The organism is Streptomyces sp. NBC_00207 (genome assembly GCF_045160965.1).
Lineage (GTDB): Bacteria > Actinomycetota > Actinomycetes > Streptomycetales > Streptomycetaceae > Streptomyces.
Genome location: NZ_CP130715.1, coordinates 8709506 through 8728754, shown reverse-complemented (window position 1 = coordinate 8728754; position 19249 = coordinate 8709506). Strand labels below are relative to the sequence as shown.

Annotated in this window: 17 protein-coding genes and 3 pseudogenes; 13 read left to right on the top strand and 7 right to left on the bottom strand. The window is 71.7% G+C overall.

The genetic code is table 11. The annotated features are described in order from the left end of the window. Positions 1–486: 486 nt before the first annotated feature. Together OG472_RS40325 and OG472_RS40320 are read right to left on the bottom strand one after the other, a co-directional pair. On the bottom strand, positions 487–1386 hold the full coding sequence (locus tag OG472_RS40325) for a hypothetical protein (RefSeq protein WP_401610824.1): 900 nt from the start codon (positions 1384–1386) through the stop codon (positions 487–489). Beyond that, positions 1383–2396 (bottom strand): SPFH domain-containing protein, encoded by a 1014-nt coding sequence (locus tag OG472_RS40320; protein ID WP_405834173.1) that lies wholly within the window; start codon positions 2394–2396, stop codon positions 1383–1385. Before OG472_RS40320 ends, OG472_RS40325 begins: the two co-directional genes overlap by 4 nt. A 573-nt stretch (positions 2397–2969) precedes the next feature. Here OG472_RS40320 and OG472_RS40315 point away from each other — a divergent pair. Together OG472_RS40315 and OG472_RS40310 are read left to right on the top strand one after the other, a co-directional pair. Continuing rightward, a complete protein-coding gene (locus OG472_RS40315) occupies positions 2970–3575 on the top strand; it encodes a cadmium resistance transporter (RefSeq protein ID WP_401610822.1) in 606 nt (201 codons plus the stop codon). Further along, positions 3576–3949, top strand: a pseudogene (locus OG472_RS40310) (transposase); the annotation flags it as partial. 29 nt (positions 3950–3978) lie between these two features. On the opposite strand, the pseudogene OG472_RS40305 reads toward OG472_RS40310, so the two are convergent. After that, positions 3979–4515 (bottom strand): annotated as a pseudogene (locus OG472_RS40305) (maleylpyruvate isomerase family mycothiol-dependent enzyme); the annotation flags it as partial. On the opposite strand from OG472_RS40305, the gene OG472_RS40300 reads away from it, so the two are divergent. The 4 genes from OG472_RS40300 (at position 4396) to OG472_RS40285 (ending at position 6913) form a co-directional block, all read left to right on the top strand. Continuing rightward, positions 4396–4674: a hypothetical protein gene (locus tag OG472_RS40300; RefSeq protein WP_405942890.1), complete on the top strand. Its 279-nt coding sequence runs from the start codon at positions 4396–4398 to the stop codon at positions 4672–4674. The pseudogene OG472_RS40305 and the gene OG472_RS40300 sit on opposite strands and share 120 nt — an antisense overlap. A 73-nt stretch (positions 4675–4747) precedes the next feature. Continuing rightward, positions 4748–5029: a hypothetical protein gene (locus OG472_RS40295; RefSeq protein WP_401610820.1), complete on the top strand. Its 282-nt coding sequence runs from the start codon at positions 4748–4750 to the stop codon at positions 5027–5029. Positions 5030–5125: 96 nt separating this feature from the next. Next, on the top strand, positions 5126–5503 hold the full coding sequence (locus OG472_RS40290) for an HIT family protein (RefSeq protein ID WP_405942889.1): 378 nt from the start codon (positions 5126–5128) through the stop codon (positions 5501–5503). 279 nt (positions 5504–5782) lie between these two features. Beyond that, positions 5783–6913 (top strand): alpha/beta hydrolase family protein, encoded by a 1131-nt coding sequence (locus OG472_RS40285; protein WP_405834168.1) that lies wholly within the window; start codon positions 5783–5785, stop codon positions 6911–6913. A 64-nt stretch (positions 6914–6977) separates the two neighbouring features. Here the strand turns inward: OG472_RS40285 and OG472_RS40280 are convergent, their stop codons facing one another. Beyond that, positions 6978–7442 carry a hypothetical protein gene (locus tag OG472_RS40280; protein WP_401610815.1) on the bottom strand — a complete coding sequence of 155 codons (465 nt, stop codon included), beginning with the start codon at positions 7440–7442 and terminating at the stop codon, positions 6978–6980. A 194-nt stretch (positions 7443–7636) separates the two neighbouring features. Between OG472_RS40280 and OG472_RS40275 the strand changes: the two genes are divergently transcribed. The 3 genes from OG472_RS40275 to OG472_RS40265 all read left to right on the top strand — a co-directional run bounded on the left by OG472_RS40275 (position 7637) and on the right by OG472_RS40265 (position 11221). After that, positions 7637–8734, top strand: coding sequence for an alpha/beta hydrolase (locus OG472_RS40275; RefSeq protein ID WP_405942888.1), 1098 nt, complete (start codon positions 7637–7639; stop codon positions 8732–8734). Positions 8735–8825: 91 nt separating this feature from the next. Then, a complete protein-coding gene (locus OG472_RS40270; RefSeq protein ID WP_401610812.1) occupies positions 8826–10136 on the top strand; it encodes an AAA family ATPase in 1311 nt (436 codons plus the stop codon). After that, positions 10133–11221 carry a tetratricopeptide repeat protein gene (locus OG472_RS40265; protein ID WP_405942887.1) on the top strand — a complete coding sequence of 363 codons (1089 nt, stop codon included), beginning with the start codon at positions 10133–10135 and terminating at the stop codon, positions 11219–11221. The genes OG472_RS40270 and OG472_RS40265 overlap by 4 nt, the downstream gene beginning before the upstream one ends. 126 nt (positions 11222–11347) lie before the next feature. Here OG472_RS40265 and OG472_RS40260 read toward each other — a convergent pair whose 3' ends face one another. Beyond that, complete coding sequence (locus OG472_RS40260; protein ID WP_405942886.1) at positions 11348–12484, bottom strand: hypothetical protein; 1137 nt, start codon at positions 12482–12484, stop codon at positions 11348–11350. Positions 12485–13163: 679 nt separating this feature from the next. Here OG472_RS40260 and OG472_RS40255 point away from each other — a divergent pair. Beyond that, the gene (locus OG472_RS40255) at positions 13164–13634 is read left to right on the top strand and encodes a hypothetical protein (protein ID WP_405942885.1); all 471 of its coding nucleotides are present in this window, start codon (positions 13164–13166) and stop codon (positions 13632–13634) included. A 67-nt stretch (positions 13635–13701) separates the two neighbouring features. On the opposite strand, the gene OG472_RS40250 is transcribed toward OG472_RS40255, so the two are convergent. Then, a complete protein-coding gene (locus tag OG472_RS40250) occupies positions 13702–14661 on the bottom strand; it encodes an MBL fold metallo-hydrolase (protein WP_405942884.1) in 960 nt (319 codons plus the stop codon). Positions 14662–14935: 274 nt separating this feature from the next. Here OG472_RS40250 and OG472_RS40245 point away from each other — a divergent pair, with 274 nt between their 5' ends. Together OG472_RS40245 and OG472_RS40240 are read left to right on the top strand one after the other, a co-directional pair. Beyond that, a complete protein-coding gene (locus OG472_RS40245) occupies positions 14936–16198 on the top strand; it encodes a hypothetical protein (protein WP_405942883.1) in 1263 nt (420 codons plus the stop codon). A gap of 40 nt (positions 16199–16238) precedes the next feature. After that, positions 16239–16484 (top strand): annotated as a pseudogene (locus OG472_RS40240) (TIM barrel protein); the annotation flags it as partial. Between the two features lie 24 nt (positions 16485–16508). Here OG472_RS40240 and OG472_RS40235 read toward each other — a convergent pair. Beyond that, positions 16509–17402, bottom strand: a complete 894-nt coding sequence (locus tag OG472_RS40235) for an SCO6745 family protein (RefSeq protein WP_405834157.1) — start codon at positions 17400–17402, stop codon at positions 16509–16511. A 115-nt stretch (positions 17403–17517) separates the two neighbouring features. Here OG472_RS40235 and OG472_RS40230 point away from each other — a divergent pair, with 115 nt between their 5' ends. Next, the gene (locus tag OG472_RS40230; RefSeq protein ID WP_405942882.1) at positions 17518–19146 is read left to right on the top strand and encodes a N,N-dimethylformamidase beta subunit family domain-containing protein; all 1629 of its coding nucleotides are present in this window, start codon (positions 17518–17520) and stop codon (positions 19144–19146) included. Positions 19147–19249: the final 103 nt, after the last annotated feature.

Here is a 19249-nt window from a genome sequence, read left to right as displayed (position 1 = left end):
CAGGTCCGACAGGCCGCTGGGATACTTCACGGCCAGCGGCTTGACGCCGTCGCCTTCGTACCACGACCTCGTCACCCCCACAGAGCGTCGAAGATCTCGGGCTGCTCAAGCTGATCCGCAAGAGCGACACGGCCGGACGTCCTCCATCCCCTTTACCACCCCGGAAGCCGGCGGAGCACTCTCCCCAGGAAAGGAGACGGTCCGGAGCTCCGTTCATGTCGTGTACTCATTGGCCTGACGCGGGGCCGACCGCCGAGCGTGGAAGGACGACGACGAGAACGGCGGCTGGTTCGCCCGCAGCAAGGTCCTGATCGCTGAAGCCGTCGAAGCGCGGGCGCGCTGCCGGCGGACACTTGGTCGCGGTCCGCTCCGACCCGTAGCGGCACCCTCGCGTATATCGGGCACAGTTGGCGCAGGAACCGTAGCGCTTCATCCTCCTATGGGTCTGCAGTGGCGGTGGCGGCTGCGGTCGGTCGGGCAGGGCGCTCACGTCACCAGGTGCAGCGACGTTCCCGCAATGCCCAGCCGTACGCTCTGGCCCCAGGTCAGCTCCAGGGCGTCGCTCTCGATTCCGTCGCCGAAGACCACGATGCGGTCCGACTCCACGGTCAGCTGCAGCCCCTGCCCCCGCTCCAGCTCACCGGCGACCTTCGTCGTTCCGGTCGTGGGAGAGGGCCAGGCCTCGCGCACGAACCACAGGAGTCGCCGGTCGCAAGGTGCAGGCAGCCCCACGGGGCTGCCGCGCTCCAGCCACAGGGAACGCAGCCAGCCGGTGGCGCCCGTGCCGGTTCCCACCAGCACCCCGGAGGATGCCTGAGCCTCGCCCGGGCCCTTCTCGCCATCGGAGGCCAGGCGGTAGCGGGCCGTCTGGTGACCGGGCGAGCCCAGGTAGATCTCGTTCAGTGCGAGAAGGCGCTGGGTGTCGTCGGCGACGGCCTCGACCATGGTCAGCTCCTCTGCCCGACCCCCGGCGGCGGTCGCGGCACGCAGGAGGGCGGCCGTGTCGGCGTAGCGGTGCCGGACCAGGACCCCCGGGTTGCGCCCCGGGTCGGTGTCGATGCCCACCACCGGCTGTCCGCGCAGATACTTCGCGGTGTTGGCGACCAGGCCGTCCTGGCCGACCACGACCACCACGTCCTCCGGGGCGAACAGGAAACGGTCCAGGTCCGCCCGCTCCACCCGGGAGCTGCGCCAAGTGAGCGGCACCGCCGCCGCCACCTCCCGCAGCGCCTGCCGCGTGCGCTCGTGGCGGCGGACCACCTCGTCGATCGACCGGCCCCGGCTGGAGAGGAAGAATGCGGCCTGCCCGTGCGTCCCGTGCCGGGCGAGCAGCTCCTCGTACTCGGTCCTGCGGTGCACGATCACCGCCCGTGGGGCCAGGCTCACGCGCCCGCGCCGCCTTCCGGACGTCCGAGCCTGGTGAGGAGCCCGGTGAGGACGTCGGGAGAGAGCGTGATGCTCTCGATCCGCGGCAGGTTCTCCGCCAGCCGGGTCGCCGCCAGGGCGTGCAGCGTGCCCGGGTCGACCTCGCCGTGCACCCGCAGCCAGGCGGCCTGTGCCTCGGCGCGGGCCGCGCCCATCTCGCGTGCCGCCTCGGCGTCCGCGTGCGCCAGCCGGACCTTGCGGGCCGCCTCGGTCTCGGTCCGTATGCCGTCCGCCGCCGCCTTCTCCTCGGCCTCGCGGCGGGCGTTGGTGCCGCGCTGGTCGATCAGTTGCTCCTCGCGTCGCGCGAGTTCGATCTGACTGGCCAGCTCGTTCTCGGCGATGGCACGCTCACGCTCGACGGCGACGGCCCGCCGTTCGTAGGTGGCCCGGTCCGCTTCCTGCTGGATCTGCTCGCGTGCCGGGGTGCGCAGGGCGCGCTCCACCTCGGCCTCGGGGCGGATCGCCACGACCCGCACGGCCACCACATCGATGCCGGTGGCCGGGAGCCTGGGCTCGGCGGCCAGACCGGCGGCGACGCTCCCCCGCACCGAGGCGACGCCGTCCACCAGGGCGGCAGCCAGCGGAGTCCGGGCCAGTACGTCCAGCGTGTGCTGCTGTGCAGTCTCGGTGAGGAGAGTGGCGATCTGCTCCAAGGGGGCACCGCGCCAGCTCCCGGTGTCCGGGTCTACGGAGAAGTCGAGTCGGTCCGCGGCCTCGGCCGGGTCGCTGATCCGGTAGGTGACGGTGGCCTGCACGGCGACGTCCTGGAAGTCGGACGTACGGGCGTGGAACGCCATGGCCAGCTCCCGGTCGTCGACCGGCACTTCGGAAAGCGCCGCCGACAGCGACCGGTACCAGAAACTGAGCCCCCGCCCGTCGTGGACGAGTCGGCCGCGCTTGTGGTGGCGGATGTGGGCAGTGGGCGCGGAGCGCAGATGACGCCAGCCGAAGCGCCGGGTGATGTCGGCCATGGCGAACCCCCTTCATTTCGTCAGTACGACGATAACGAGGTACGCCTATATCGTCAAGAGGACGAAAAGAGGGCTTCGAGGGCGCTTCCCCGGCCGCAACGGAAGCCGCTCGAACGGGTCCTCGGTCTGCGGGACGGACTGCCCCCGACCGGTCTCACGGTCCGTGCGTCCCCGCGCGACCGGCCGCGGCGGCGCCCTGCGGCGGCGACCGCACCAACGGATCCCTTCGGTGGGGACAACACCCGTGCGAAGACGAACACCCACCGACCGAACAGCCACCCGGGGCCGGGTCCGGGTCTCCGCCATCCCTCGGCGACGGAACGACGCGACCGAAGCTCGGGGTTGCGTTCACGGGCGCGACCCCGGTCGAGGTCAGCCGTTCGTCTCGATGGCGTTGGCTTGGTTCAGGAGTTTCGTTCGACGGCAGTTGTTCAGCGCTCCGGGAGGCGCCCCGACGACGTGATGTTCTAGGTCACGGGAAGGAACAGCACTGCACCTCGCCCCTGCGCGGGGCCTGGTACGGGGTCCCGGTAGCGTCACTGGGACATCCCCATCCGAGGAGAGCACCCACTCGTGAACCCGGGCATCATCGGGCAGGCGGCCGGCCTGTTCGCCGTGACCAACATCGACGACATCCTGATCCTGGCGCTGTTCTTCGCCCAGGGCGCCGGCCACCCCGGCTCTACCCGCCGCATCGTGCTGGGCCAGTACCTGGGCTTCGCCGCGATCCTCGCCGTGGCGGTGGCCGCCGCCTTCGGAGCCACCTTCCTGCCCGAGTCCGCCATCCCCTACCTCGGTCTGCTGCCGCTCGCCCTGGGCCTCAAGTCCGCCTGGCAGGCATGGAAGGACCACCGCGACGGCAGCGGGGACGAGGAGGCGGAACCGGCCAGGGAGGGCGGGCCGGGCCCGCTGGAGGTCGCGGCGGTCACCTTCGCCAACGGCGGCGACAACATCGGCGTCTACGTCCCGGTCTTCGCCACCGCCGGCGTCGGCGGGATGACCGTGTACGCCGCGGTGTTCCTCGTGCTGGTGGCCGTGTGGTGCTTCGCGGGCCGGTTCTTCGCCACCCGCCCGGTCATCGCCAAGGCGCTCGCCCGCTGGGGCCACGTCCTGCTGCCCTTGGTCTTGATCACCATCGGCCTGCTCATCCTCATCGAGGGCGGCGCCTTCGGCTGGTGACGCTGCGGGCTGACCGCCAAGCTCCATCGCGCCGCGGACAGCCGCTTCCGCCTGGTCGCGTTCGTCATCGCCCCGGGCCAGGCAGGCGACGCACCCGCGTTCCCCGCAGTCATGGCCCACTTACAGGTGCCCCGGCCGGTTCGGCCCACCGGCCCAGAACAACGCCGAACCTGATCCTGGCCCACAAGGCCTACTCGTCCCGCGCGATCCGGACCCATCTCCGCCGCCCCGGAATCCGGGCAGTGCTTCCGCAGCCCGCCGACCAGGCTGCCCACTGCAAACGCGGCGGCAGCCACAGCCGAAGACCACCGGCCTTCGACCGCGAAGCCTACAAACAGCGCAACACGGTCGAACGCTGCATCAGCAGACTCAAGTCAGCGGTCCGCCGGCGGTATGGACTGGCTGAGCGGCCCTCGGTGGCGTGGTGGTGGATGGTGGCGGCCTCCGGCCAGGCCGCCGGAGTGGAGTTGCAGGTGTCGAGAAACTCGGCCACGCCGTCGATCGCGACGTCCGCCGGCATCGGCTGCACGGCGCCTGCGGCGAGCTGGGCGTCGTAGGTGTGCACCAGCACCTCGTGCACCCGGCGCCGGGCAACGCCCCAGGCATTCGTCGGCGATACGCCTGCGGCCCACCACGTCCAGCACTCGCGCTCCTGGCCGGCCTCGCGCAGCGCACTCGGCAGCAGCTCGTTCGACTCGGCGTACCAGGCCAGCAGCAGCGCCTCGAGCTCGCGCGGCGCCTCCGCCGCATCCTTGGCCGACGGAGCCTCGGCCGGGCCCGCGGCGACGATTGCGGCCCACCAGCGCTGGCCCGTACCCAGGTGCTGCACCAGATCGAACAACGTCCACTCGGGGCAGGACGGCACCGGCGCCTCAAGGCCGGGCGCGGCGGCAACCGCACTCCGGAACGCGGCCGACCGCTCGTCGATCAGTTGCAGCAGGGCGGAAAACTCAAGACTCTCTGTCCCATCGCTTACCTGTCATTCCAGCTCAGCCGACCGCACCCTGTTTTCCAGGCCGTCAGCCCCGAACGAGAGGCGGCGATGACCGAGACCATCCGCTACACCGCAGACGTGGCCCCGACGGCGGCGTCCTGCTGATCGAACGCGGCTGGCCGCCTCCGAGGGCACCTGAGCCTTCAGGGAGGCCACCTCGGAGCCGGGGAAACGCCCCATGTGGCCGCTGCCCGCGAACTGGCCGAAGAGAGCAGGCCTCCACGTGGCCGTCGGCGAGCTGCACCAAATCGGCGTCTGGGACCAGCCCGCCCGCGACCCGCGCGGCAGGTACGTCGCCTTCGCCTACGTAGTCATCGTCCCCGAGGGCACCGCCCCGATCACCGCCGGGGACAACACCCGCACCGCCCGCTGGTGGCCCAGAACAAGCTGCCGCAACACCTGCCCTTCACCACGCCGACGACATCATCAACAGCCCAGCCATCTGTCCCCCAACCCCTGAGACACCACCCCCCGGAGCGCCGCGACCGACCCTTCCGGCTGGGCGTGGCGCTCCGCCACCTCACCAGTGACCGTTGACCGGACCAAGGAGTTGGACATGAACACCTGCGTTTTCTGCGCCATCGTTGCCGGGGAGGCCCCGGCCGTCATCGTCCGAGAGTGGCCCGACGCCCTCGCGATCCGCCCACGCTCCGGCGGCGTGAACGACGGGCACGTCTTCGTTCTGCCGCGCGTCCACGTCCAGGACGCCGGCACGGACCCGGACGTGACCGCCGCCGTGATGCGCCGGGCCGCCGAGCTTATGGCCGAGCTCCCGGCCGCGAACCTGATCACGTCGAAGGGCGAAGCGGCAACGCAGAGCGTCCTCCACCTTCACGCCCACGTGGTGCCCCGCCAGGTCGACGACGGTTTGCCCCTGCCCTGGTCCCCGCAGCACGCCGCCCGCGCCGCCGCGCAGAACGGAGCCGCCTCGTGACCGGCCCCACCACCCTGGTCTTGGACCGCATGCCCATCCCGACTTGCCGGCACGCCCGTCTTCCTCGCCGGGCCTCACCACCGGACCAGCGATCCGGTGATCGGAACGACGCCCCAGGGGGCCCTGCTTGCATCGCCCCGGGGGATGCCAACCCGGGGATGTACGCCGCCACGGGTGTACATCCCCGGGCCGATGGCAGCCGCTCGCGCTCGGCATAGCGTTCGAGACATCGGCCCGCACGGGTCGGATGCCACGAAAGACATCGATGGAGTCGATCCGATGCGACGACGCTTGTTCCTGGTCGGTGCCGCCATTGCCACGGCCCTGGCGGGCACCCTCGCCACCACGACCGCCCACGCCGACACCCGCCCCGTACAACCGCCCGCGACCGCACTCGTGCTGCCCGCACCGTCCGGGCAGCATCCTGTCGGCAAGGCCACCGTCCATCTGAAGGACGAGAACCGGGCCGACCCGTGGGTCCCCTCGGAGAAGCGGGAGCTGATAGTCTCCCTCTGGTACCCGGCCGTCAGGCCCTCGGCCACGCCCGCGCCCTACATGACGGCCGAGGAGTCCCAGCAGTACGCGGCGGCTACCGGACTGAACGTGCCGACCGACCTGTTCGCCAAGGTGAGAACCCACTCGACGGTGGACGCCAAGCCGGCAAAGGTCCGCGGCAGGCTGCCCCTCGTCGTCCTGTCACCGGGCTTCGGCATGCCGCGCGCCACCCTCACCGGACTCGCGGAGGAGTTCGCGTCCCGTGGCTACGCCGTCGCCGGCATCGGGCACAACTACGAGGCGGACGGCATCTCGTTCCCCGACGGCCGCACCACCTCCTGCCTGGCGTGCGTGGACAGAAACTACCCCAGGGTCGGTGCCGTTCGCGCCGAGGACATCTCCTTCGTCCTGGACGAGCTCACCGGCGCCCGGTCGGCCTGGAAGCACGGCGTACCCATCGCCCCCGACCGCGTCGCCGTCGTCGGGCACTCGGCCGGCGGTTTCAGCACGATCCCGGCGATGCTGCGCGACCCGCGCGTCAAGGCGGCGGTCAACATGGACGGCAAATTCCACTTCCCGAACGGCATCCCCCTGGACCGGCCGTTCCTGATGCTGGGCAATCCCGGCCGCGTACCCGGCAACACCGAGACGAGCTGGGACGAGACCTGGACCGAACTGACCGGATGGAAGCGCTGGCTGACCGTCGACGACACGGATCACCTGTCCTTCACCGACCTGGCGCCCCTGGCCAAGCAGGTCGGCATGCCGCTCCAGCGACTGGACGGTGACCGCGTCGACACCGTCACCAGGACCTACGTGACGGCGTTCGTCGAAACCCACCTGCGCGGACGCAGCACCCCGCTGCTGGACGGCCCGACGGCACGCTTCCCCGAAGTGCGCTTCCACCGCCCCTAGGTCCGGCATTCACCGTACGGATCGTGGGCCGGCCTCCACAGGCACGGGTCCTTCGTGGTGGTGGTCAGCGGTGGTTGGGGTTCAGCAGGGTGGCGGCCGCAGCGACGAACGCCGTGGACGCTTCCTTGGCCGCACGCCGCAGCGCGTCGAGTTCGGTGCGACCGGTGGCGTTGCGCAGGGCGTACGTGGCATCGGCCGCCCTCTGGGCCGGGCCGACCAGCTCGGGGACCAAGACCTGGAGCCGGACGTGGGGCGCGGTGATCGCGGCACGGGTGTCGTGCGACTTGGTCTGGGCCTCCAGCTGGTGCTCGGTGCCGGCGTCGGTCAGGGTGAGGCGTTCCCGGTGGAACATCGCCGAGCGATGGGCGTCCAGGGCGGCCGCGAAGTCGGTGACAGCGCCGAGCTGGTCCTGGCGGTGGGCGTCGGCGCGCTGCTCGGCGCGGGCGGTGCGTGCGGCGCGCTGCTGGAGCAGTCCGGCGGTCAAGGCGCCGGCGAGAGTGCCGAGAACGGCGACTATCGAGGGCCACATGGGCGGTGATTCCTCTCGGGTACGTCGCAGCCGCGGCGGCGGCGACCGTGGACAGCAGCGCGGACGCGCTCATTTGAAACCTAAACGACATTTATTGCATATTTTTGCAACCTTAGGGGTCGAGAAACACATCCAAAGAGACGACCCACCCGTTCTGCCCGCCCGAGGGCAGCCGCCCTGTTCGGAGCAAGTTCGTGCACGAGTACCCACAGCCGCAGCAGCCCAGGCGATCCCGCAAGAAGGTGTGGATCGGCTCCGCCGTGGCGGTGGCCCTGCTTGCCGGCGCCGGCGCCGGGTTGATCCACTGGAAGACGGACTGGTTCGACGGGAACGGGGAGTCCGTCAGCTACGGGAAACCCACAGCCGGCGCGGGCAAGGAGAACGCCAAGGAGAGCGGCGGCGGGAAGCAGGCGGCCGCCGCGCCGAGCGCCGACCCGGATGTGTCCCTCCCCACCGGTCCGTTCGCCGACTTCAAGCAGACGGTCAAGCTGGACGACGGCACCCGCATATCCAAGGCCCGGGTGAAGGGCGCCAAGTCCGGCTTCGAGGGCAGCGTCTGGGTGTGGACGCCCAAGGAGTACGACCGCCCGGAGTACGCGAAGAGCGCCTTCCCCGTCATGATCGCGCTGCCCGGAGGCAACGGGAACGCCGACAACTACTGGGCGACCATGCCGAAGCTGGGCCTCCAGAAGGCCGTCGCCGAGGGCTCCGCAGCCGGCAAGAGCCTCCCGTTCATCCTGGTCATGCCGATCCTCAACCCGGACGCCAAGTACTACTACGACGGCTCCGACATCCCCGGCCAGGCCAAGATGGGCACCTGGATAGGCGAGGACGTACCCGACCTCGCCCGGGCCAACTTCCGTACCTACAAGTCCCGCGACGGCTGGGCCTTCATGGGCAACTCCTCCGGTGCCTTCGTCGGCCTCAAGCAGCTCCTCCAGCGGCCGGACCGCTTCCGGGCCGTCATCGCCAACGGTGGCGAGATCGTCCCGGACTCCCCGCTCTGGAAGGGCCACCAGGCGGAGATGGACGCGAACAACCCCGAGAAGCTCGCCCCGAAGCTGATCAACGCCAAGGGCCCCGAGGTGAACGTCCTCTTCCAGTACGGCACCAAGGAAGGCGGCCGCGACCGGATGGAGAAGTTCCAGCAGCAGTTCGGCAAGGGCCCGGTCAAGGTCACGATCCACGAGATCCAGGGCGGCGACCACAACGGCTGGGACTACGTCCGAGGTATGACGGAAGGCCCCCTGGAACAGCTCAGCAAGCTGATGAAGGGCCCTAAGCCGCAATAGGGCAGGTACGGGAGCCATCGGCGTCGCCGCCCAAGTCCGGCCGGGGGGACCTGGTTGACCCGGACGCGCGGCGCGTTCGTAGGGTGGTGACATGCCCGACGAAATCCCCGACACCTCCAGCGGCCCCGAGGCCGCCGAGTCCCCACTGATCGGCAGCCTGCGCGCGGCCGTCGCCGCGGCGCCCCGCGACGTACCCCTGCGACTGCACCTCGCCGAGCTGTTGCTCGACGCCGGGCACGGCGACGCGGCGGTCGTGGAGGCGGCCTTCGCACTCAGCCACGCACCCGGGAACGCCCAGGCCCGGGCCCTGATGGCGCGGGCCATGGGCGAGCCGGCTCCGGCGGCGCCCGTCGAGCAGCCGGCCGCTCCGGTCCAACAGGGCGGCAGATTCGACTGGGCGGCCGCCGAACAGGAGGTCGGGGACGTCGTCCCGCCCCGGTTCATCGCGCGACCCGACGCGAAGGAGGCACCACTGGCCGCCGACGGCAGTGGGGACGCCGGGGACGCGAGCGCGTACGACGTGGATGCGCCCGACGCGCCCGGCTCGGTGCGCCTCGCGGACGTGGGCGGGATGCAGGAGGTCAAGGACCGCCTGGAGGCCGCCTTCCTCACCCCCATGCGCAATCCGGAACTGAGCAGGCTCTACGGCAAGAGCCTGCGCGGCGGCCTGCTCCTGTACGGGCCGCCCGGTTGCGGCAAGACGTTCATCGCCAGGGCCATCGCCGGCGAACTCGGAGCGAACTTCATCTCCGTGTCGATCAGCGACGTGCTCGACATGTGGGTCGGCAACTCCGAGCGCAACATGCACGAGGTATTCGAGACCGCCCGCAGACAGGCGCCGTGCGTGGTCTTCCTCGACGAGCTGGACGCGCTCGGCGCCAAGCGCAGCCGCACCCAGCACAACGGCATGCGCAACACCGTCAACCAGCTCCTGACCGAACTGGACGGCGTCGGCGACGTCAACGACGGGGTGTTCGTGCTCGCCGCGACCAACGTCCCCTGGGACGTGGACATCGCGCTGCGCCGCCCCGGCCGACTCGACCGCACCCTGCTCGTGCTGCCGCCCGACGGTCCGGCCCGCGACGCGATCCTCCGCTACCACCTGCGGGACCGCCCGATCGAATCGGTCGACGTGGGCAGGCTCGTCAAGGCCACCGACGGCTTCTCCGGCGCCGACCTCGCGCACGTCTGCGAGAGCGCGGCCGAGTCGGCGCTCCTCGACTCCGCCCGTACCGGCACCGTACGCATGATCAACACGAAGGACCTGCTGGGCGCCGCGAAAGCGATCCGGCCGTCCACCGAGCCGTGGTTCGCGGCCGCCCGCAACGTGGCGATGTTCGCCAACGAAGGCGGCACCTACGACGAATTGCTCGCCTACCTGAAGAAGGCACGGAAGCTGTGACCGCACTCCACCCGCTCGTCGAGCAAGCGGGGGCCCTGATAGACATCGACCGGATCGACGACGCTCGCGCGCTGCTCGCCCGGCGGCTCGCCGAGGACCCGACCGACGCGGCCGCCTGGGTGTCCCTCGCCGACTGCCACCTGGTGGACCGGGAGTACGAGGAGGTGCTCACCGCCACCGGCGAAGCGCTGGCCCTCGCGCCGGAGTATTTCGACGCCCAGTACTTGCGCACGTACGCCCTGCGCCGCACCGGTCGGCGGGACGAAGCGCTGGCCGCCGCCCACGAGGCCGTCCGTCTTGGCCCGCAGAGGTGGAGGGCTTTCGCAGCCCTCTCGGAGGCACTGGGCGCGTGGCAGCCGCGCTGGCCCGAGGCGTTCGACGCGGCGGCGGCTGCCGTGCGGCTCGGCCCGGACGCGATCGGTGCGCACCGCGCGCTGTGGAAGGCCGCGCTGATGAACGGCCGCTCCGACGTGGTGCGGCAGGCAGTGCTCGAGACCCTGCGCATCGACCCGCAGAACGCCTGGGCGCTCAAGGAGCGGGCCGACCGCGCCGCGTGGGAGGCCGCCTCACCGCCGCTGACCGGCGCGGGAGCCAAGCTGCCGGCCGCCGCCGAGGCCTACGCCACAGCGCTCGCCGCCGATCCCCAGGCCGACGGGCTGCGCAAGGGCCTGGACGGGGCCGTGTTCCGGATGCTGCGCGGCACCCGCTGGCTCGCGCTGCTCTGCCTGGTGATCGCGGCCCTTGCCGGACAGATCTTCCCGTCCGGCAACGACCCCGTGGCGCTGCCGGCGCCGCTCGGCACCCGGCTCTACGCACTCGCCGTGATGGCCGCCGTCTGGGGCTTCGGTGCCTGGCGCCGCTACCGAAGCATGCGCGCCGGAGTCCGGCTGAGCCTGTGGTCGCTGGTCCGGCGGGTCGGCTGGGCGAAGCTGATCGTCGGGCAGTCGGCGTGGTGCACCCTCACCGCGGTGGTCATCGTGACCGTGCCGTGGTCCGAACGGATCGTCCCGCAGGTGCTGTTCTGGGTGGCGCTGGTGCCGACCCTGCTCACCGTGTGGTTCGAGCGCGCGGCGATCCGCGCCTGAGCGCGGGAGGGGACCGGGGCGCTGTTCGAGGCCGGGAGGTGCGAGCAGGCCGCCGCTGTCATGGGCAGGCGGCAGGCGGCAGGCGGCAGGCGGCAGGCGGCAGGCGGCAGGCGGCAGGCGGCAGGCTCAGAATCCCCTGATCGCGAAGGGGAGCGTCCCGGGGTCCTCCTCTCCGGCGGCCGGCGCGTTCGTGGTCAGTCCGACGATGGTGAGGGCCCGGCCGGTGGTGGCGATGCCGACGGGCGCCGTGCTCTGCGTGCCCATCTCCGGGAGGCGTAGCGCCTGCCAGCGGCCGTACTGCAGTCGCGCCCCGATGGGCCTGCTGCTGTTCTCGGCACCCACCACGGCGACCGCGCCGCGTGCGGCGGTGACGCCGTAGAGCCGCCCCTGGCCTACGGGGGCGTCGACCACGCTCCACCGGGTGCCGTCGAAGTGGGCGACCAGACCGTGGTCCCTGCCGGTCGCACCGCGCTCGACGCGGCCGACGGCCCACACGTCGTTCGGCCCGTTCGAAGCCATCGCGGTGAACTCTCCTGTCAGGGAATCAAGTTCGGGTGCGGACTGCCGGGCCCAGGATGTGCCGTCGTAGTGCAGCAGCAGAGGGCGGATCCCTTCCGGCGTCCCTATGGCGCCGGCGGCCCAGACGTCGTGCGGGGCGCTCGCCGTGATGCCCCACAGCGTCCAGTAGTCGGCGTCGAGCGCGGGCGGCGCCGCCCGTCGCCAAGCCACGCCGTCCCAGTGCTCGATCAGTCCGTGGAAGGTGAGGAGCGAACCCTCGGGCTGGCTCCAGCCAACCGCCCACGCATCGTCGTGGCCAGCGGCGGCCACCCCGAGGAAACCGCCGCTCACCGTGCCCTCGGGCAAGGGTGCAGGCGCAGGCTTCCAGCCGGTGTCGTCATGGTGCGCGGTGTGGATCGTGCGCGTGGCCTCGTCGGCGTCCCCCACCAGCCAGGCGTCGCCCTCCGGGCTCGCGCCGATCGCGTTGATGCGGGTCCGGACGCCGTCCAGCGGGGTGGGTATCTGCTTCCAGCGGTGCGAGGAGTCCTCCCGGCCGAACAGGACGGGACGGAGGGACTCCTGCTTGCCTTCGCCGGATCTGCGGAAGCCCGCCGTCCACGTGGTGTCGGCGTCGATGCGCTCGACGTCGAGCAGCCGGGCGTTGCCGGCCGGGAACTCCTCGGTGACCCAGGGGCCCGGCGCGGGCCCGATGGCAAGTGTCAGGGCGGCGAGGCCGCCGGTCAGGGCGAGCAGTGTGCGGGTCATCGTTTGAACGGTCCCTTCGGTGGCGGTGATGAGTGGATCCGTACGGTCCGGTCGTGGGTCGTACGTCACCCGTCTCTGAGCAACGCCGCCGTCGAAAGGTTGAGAACGCCTTTTGATCCATCGGACACGGGGACGGACCCCGCAGCCCACCCCCGGGCGGCGCTTGCAGCAGCTCCCTGAAGAGGCCGCACGCGCCGCGGGACACGCCGCGACCGCGCCACATCGGGGGGGCGCAGCCCTGCCCACCGACGACTGGAGGAGAGCGCCATGCTCATCCCCCGATCGCGGCGCTGTTCCCAGCGGCCTGCTCCCGCGCCGCCGGTTCGGCGGCCACGTCGACTCGGTACCCGACGTCAACGACGCCTTCGCAAGAGGCCGCATCCCGATCCGCATGCTCGACCAAGCCGCCGGCGGGGAGCACGCGGCCGCCTCCTCCCAGCCCGCCGCGGCCGGGATCGCCCACGCGCGATCGAGAAGCCGAACCGCCGGCCCGTGCCGAGGACCCGCGCCAGACGCGACACGGTCCAGCCCGGCCGGTGGGACCACGACCCACGCTCGAAGGCGGAGAGCAGTCGCAGGGCCGGTCGGCCGGCGCCGGAGGGAACGCAAGCCCTGGCAAAACCCTGACCTCGTCATTTATCCGTGAGACCAGGCCGCGACCGTCTCCTATGCTCTGGGCGTGGACAAACAGCAGGGCCTGACGGCATTGATCGAATCGGCCTGGGAAGAGCTCAACAGCCCCGATACGGGCCGCCGGGACCTCTGCCTCGATCTCGTCAGCGACGTCCTGGAGACGGGCCGTCTGGCACAGAGCGACGCCGAGCGGGCCGTCGAGCGCCTCGTCGCCGTCGCGCTCTCCGACGACGGCTACGCAGTGCAGGAGTCTGCGCTGCACGCAGTCTGCACGGCCTCCACGCACTACGAACTTCCCTACCGAGTGGTGGAGCCGCTTGCTGCCGGAGTGGATGGCTTCGAACCCGTGCTCCTCGGCTACGTCCTGAGCATCCTCGGCTGCACTCACGACCAGGCGGCGCTGCCCATCGTCGAACGGTTCCTCCACCACCCCCACTCCGAGGTGCGCCAGGACGCCTCGGAAGCAGTGACGGAACTGCGCTGGCACCGAGAGTCCGCCCAGGACAAGACGGCTTGACTCCTGGGCATCAGCGGCTCGGTCGTTGCAGCAACTGCATCGGCCGGCCCCGGGTCCGGCGGGCCCGTCAGCCCTGCTGGTGCTGTTCGGGCAGTCGGCTCTCCGGGTGTGCCCACAGCAGCACGTTGTCGGGCCGCTCGTCGCGGAAGAAGTCGAGCACCTGCTGGTCCGAATGGCGCAGGCTGAAGTGGGTGAGGACGAAGAGGGTGTCCGGGTGGGCCTCGACGACGGGCTTCAGCCGGCTCCACACGGTGTGTCCGACGCGGTCGGCCCGGGCCAGCTCGGCATCGTCGAGGAACGTGCACTCGGTGATGATCACCGGGTACTCGAACAGCCACGGGTTGTCCTCGAAGACGCTCACGTGGGTGTCCCCCAGGAAGGCGAACAACGGCCTGAGCACCTCTCGTTCGACTTCGGTGCCCTCCTTGCGGCGCTGCGCGAGGATACGGCCGAACTCCGCACCCCGGCCCTGCTCCGCGAGGCCGCGCCGCAGTTCCTCGTACTCGGGGAGCAGCGCCTTGCGGGGCTCCGAGAACGCGTACCCCACGCACGGCACCTTGTGGACGCACTCCACCACCCGCACGTGGTGGCCGCGGCGTCCGAAGGTGAACTCGTCGCCACCGCGCACCCCGTGCAGCCGGCATCCCGCGGCGAGCGAAGGGTCGTAGGCAGGGCCGTGGTTCAGTTCGGCGGAGGCCCGCAGGAAAGTCTCCACGTAGGGCGTCGACGCGACGGGCAGGTGGATGTCGACACCGTCGGGCCGGGCGGCGAGGTAGTCGAGGTCCTTGGAGTGGTCGTGGTGGGTGTGCGTGAGGAAGACGGTCTCCGGCTGACGCCCTTCCGCCAGGCCGGCGTCGAGCGCGCAGCGCAACTCCGGGATGTGGAAGAACGTCTTGTCGTTGGCGCGCGAGTACCCGGTGAGGGTGAGCTCGGTACCGGGTATGCGCCAGGTCTTCCACTGGCGGAACGGGTGCCCGCGCTCCAGCCGTTCGGGGTGGGCGGGTGTCCGCGCAGGGGCCAGGGCCATCGGTGCCTCCGTGGAACCGCCGTGATCAGGTGAGGGGGTGAGGCGCCGATCGTAGCGGGCGGCCTGCAGGGGCGGCCCGTGGTTTTTGCGGCGCGCGACATGCCTCACGGATCGTCACCGAGCGTGTCGGCTGGTGCGTACGGGGCGGTAGTGGCAGCCCTTGCGGTGCCTGTCGTCTCCGCCCTTCCCAATGCGCCGGAACCGGTGGACGGCCGCTCTCCGGGGAGCCGAAGATGAGCGCGGTCCGCGCTCGGCGGGCCGCGAAGGGAGTGCCATGACGACCTCTCCAGCCGCCGGCAGGCCGGCGCCACCGCCGAGCAGCGCCCGCGAGATCCCGGACAAGACCAAGTGGGCCGTCAAGCCGCTGAACGACGGCAAGCAGGCCTACGCGTTACCCGCCGAGTGGAAGACCGGCGCACTGCACCACAAGATTTCCAAGGAGCGTCTCAGCTCGATCGCCGAACAGGTCACCCCCGCCTGGAACTCGAAGAACTCACAGCTCCAAGGGGCGGCGCGGGCGTTCTGGAACCTGTGCTGGGCCGTGGCCGGCGAGGACGTCGCCGAGGCCGTGGCCATGGCAGGGCCCGGCGGCAGTCCCAACCCGCACCGCTTGCTGTGGAACCTCCCGCTGATGGTGTCGCTGGGGCCGCAGAGCCCTGCCAATGACCCGGGCATGAACTTCGACCCCGACACCGAGCCCGTGCCGGGCGCTCCCGGCACCCGCCGGCTGGACGCCGTGTCGCTCGCGCTCAAGGAGCTGGAGACGGCCTGGCTGGCCGCCGCCGAGGCGGACGGCGGACGCGGCGTGTACGACGCCGCGCTGTGGACCACCCTGCACCGGCACCTGCGGACCGCGCACACCGCCGCCGAACGGGTCGACCGTGACGAGCGGGTGCTGTACCCGCCCCTGCGCGAGCAGTGGGTGTACGACTCCAAGACCAAGCAGAACCTGCGCAAGGGGCTGACGCCGTTCCCGACGCCCGAGCAGGGTCGGCGCCTCTTCGCCGAGGCCCGGTCGAACGCACCGTCGATTGCGGCGTACGCCGATTCGGCGACGGCGGCTGCGGCCGCCACGGTCCACGCCACCGTGGGCGGACGGCAGGTGACTCTGACGCTGACGGCGGCCGAGGAGAACATCCACCACGTGTGCGTGCGCCACACGCTCACGTTCTTCGACTTCACGAACGCGTCCCGACCCCGGCCCATCAACACCTTCTGGCCCGACGTGCGCACCTTCGCCGACGCCACGGCGCTCGCCGCGACCCTGCTGCCGGGCATCGGCCTGAGCTGTCTGCGCGAACTGGACCGCTCCCTGGGCAACGTGGCCAAGACGGCCGACTGGCTCGACGAGGTCCTCGAGATCTCCAACGAGGACGTCGGCGGCCGGCTCGTGTTCTACAACGTGCAGTTCACCGACGTCGGCGGCACGGACGCGGCGCCCGTCCTCCAGGCCGTCATCGAGTCGTTCGCGCCGGACGGCTCCGACGGTCCGGGCTTCACCCGGGGGGACCTGGATCTGATCGCCGCGCAGCTGTGACGTCGGCGGGCGCCGTAGCCGGACCACACCCGCGACGGTCGCCGCCGGGCGCATCGTGTCCGTCCATGTGGCCGACTGGGTGACTCCGCTGCCCGAGGGCGTGCTGCTGGGGCGCGGGCAGCTCGGCGACGGATCCGTCGGCCTGCGGGGCTTCCGGCAGCCGGCCGACGCGGCCGGCTACCGGGGGCCGGTGGAGGTGGAGATCTTCAGCCCGGCTCTGTGGGCCCGGGACGGTGCGGAAGTGCTGCGGAAGGTGGTCGAGCGCTACCGCGGGCACGTGGACTGAGCGGACGGAGGAGCGGGTGGTGGATCAGCCCTCGTAGTCGTACTTCATGCCGATGCCCAGGGTGCTCTGGGTCGGGAGGATCCCGGCGCCGACGATGTCGAGGACCGGCGGGAGGAGGAGTTCCGCGAGCCGGGCCACTTCCCGGGGGCTCAGCGCCGACCAGGGGGCCGAGGCGAGTTCGTCGGTGAGCTTCTCGACGGCGGTGCGTACCGCCAGTCCGGCTTCGGTGGCCGCGCCGTCCGCGGCCAGCAGGTTCCGGGCGGCGAGCCGGTCGCGGCCGGCGTTCCACTCCTCGGCGGACCACTGACGGCTCTCGAACCATTCGGCCGGGGCGGCTCCGGCACCGGAGTGCAGGACCAGCGACTCGACCGGGTCGAGGTGGTGGGCCTGGAGGGCGGCGAGGTGGCCGTCCCCGCGGTGCTCGCGCAGGATCGTCGCCGCGTGCCAGAGCACGGCGTGCGGGGCGTCGGGCCAGGGCAGGGCGGCGTTGGCGGCGCCGAGCGGGCGGCCCGCCGTGACGGCGGCCTCGGCGGCGCGCCGGGCGAGCCGCGCCGCCTCGGCCAGGTCCGGGGAGGCGGTCCGCTCACCGAGGAGGGTCCGCAGGGAGCGGTCCGCGGCGACGGCCCGGGCTGTGAGCACCCGGGCCGGCGGGGCGGTGTGCCAGGTCTGCGCGAGGTACCGCTCCACCATGGCGGGGCTGAAGCTGAAGAAGAGGGCGTTCACGAGTTCCGCTTCGGCCGGGCCGAGAGGGGCGGCCCGGAAAGCGAAGTACATGGGCCACCGGTCGTCGGTGGCGTAGCCGAGCGCGCCGGCCTCCTCGTAGGCCTCGGGTGCGAAGTAGACGATGGCGTGCACGGGTTCGAGCAGCTGCCACAGCTGCCGGACGGTACCGGGTTCGTGGACGTCGCTGTACGTCATATCGCTTTCCCCCAGGGTCGGTTGGTGCCCAAAACGACAGGAGGTCAGCGTAGGCCAGGAGGGGCGGGAGGGGGTGGTGAGGGTGGGGGCCCAAGGGTGACATAACGTGCCCACCATGGATCAGGAGCACATAGCCGGGCCGGCCGGTGACGGCGAAGGCGCAGGCAGGCGGCGGTTCCTCGCCATCGCGACGGGGGCCGCCACGGCTGCGGGGCTCGGTGCCGTGGCGGGCTGCGCGGGCGGGGACGGCGGTGCCGGCGGGCAGGGCGGGGAACGGGCCGGCGGCCCCGCGGCGCCGGGCGGGAAGCCGTCTGCGGCGGGTGCGCACGGTTTCGACGTCAAGGCCGAGAACGCGAAGCAGGGCCATGCCGACTGGCCGGTGACCAAGGCCGGTCCGGCGCGTGCCATCGAGGGCTTCGCGGACAAGGTCAGCGTCCTGCCCGGCGAGTCCTTCGGTCTGCACGTGTCGACCACCGCTCCCCGGTTCACCGTCTCCGCCTACCGGATGGGCTGGTACGGCGGGGCCCGGGCCCGGCTGGTGTGGCGTTCCGAGGCCTTGCCGGGGGTGCGCCAGCCGGAGCACACCGTGGACCCGGGCACCCGGATGGTCCGCACGCGGTGGGCCCGTACCACGACGGTCGAGACGAAGGACTGGCCCGAGGGCTGCTACCTGCTGCGGCTGGACGCACAGGGCGGCGAGGGGCAGCGCTTCGTGCCGGTGACCGTGCGGTCCGCGGCGACGGCCGGGCGTACGGTCGTGGTCAACGCGGTGGCCACCTGGCAGGCGTACAACCGGTGGGGCGGCTACGGCAGCTACGACGGTCCCACCGGCGGCTACGCCTCGCGTTCGCTCTCCGTGACCTTCGACCGGCCGTACGAGTACGACGACGGCGCGGGCCTGTTCCTGGTGTACGAGGCTCCGCTGGTCGCGCTGGCCGAGCGGCTCGGCATACCCCTCGCCTACGCGACCACCACCGACGTGGCACGGGAGAAGCGGCTGCTGGAGGGGGCGGCGGCGGTGCTCTCGCTCGGGCACGACGAGTACTGGTCTCCGGAGCAGCGGGCCCACTTCACGGCCGCCCGCGACGCGGGGACCAACATCGCGATCCTGGGCGCGAACTGCTGTTTCCGCCGCATCCGGCTGGAGGCCTCCGACCTGGGCCCGGACCGCACGCTGGTCTGCTACAAGTCCTCCTACGACCAGGACCCGGGGTTCAAGCGGGGCCATCCGGCGACAGTGGACTTCCGTTCGGCGCCCGGGGCCGACCCGGAGAGCTCGTTGCTCGGCGTGATCTACGACGGCTATCCGGTTGACGCCCCGTACGTGGTGACCAACCCGGGCCACTGGCTGTTCGAGGGCACCGGCGCGCGGTCCGGCGACCGCTTCGAGCACCTGGTCGGGGTGGAGTACGACAAGGTCAACACCGCTTTCCCGAATCCCCGGCCGATCGAGATACTGGCCCATTCACCCGTGGTGTGCGAGGGCCGCCCCAGCCACCAGGACACGGCGTACTACACGGTGGCGAGCGGTGCGGGCGTGTTCGCGACCGGCACGATGCGGTGGGTGGAGGCCCTGGATGCGAAGGGCGACGGCCGCAGCGGCGGCAACCACGGACTGGACGCACGGTCCGGGGCGCTGACCACCCGGGTGACCGAGAACCTCCTGCGGGTCTTCGCGGCGGGCCCGGCCGGCCGCTCGCACCCGGCCCAGGACAACGTCAAGGCCGTGTACGGGGGTTCCTGAGCCCGGCGGGGCAGGGGTGGAGGGGAGGCGCGAGGCGACGGGCAGGGGTGGACTTCGTCCGGACGGGGTGCCTAGGATCGTGATCACGGCATCGCGTGTCGGT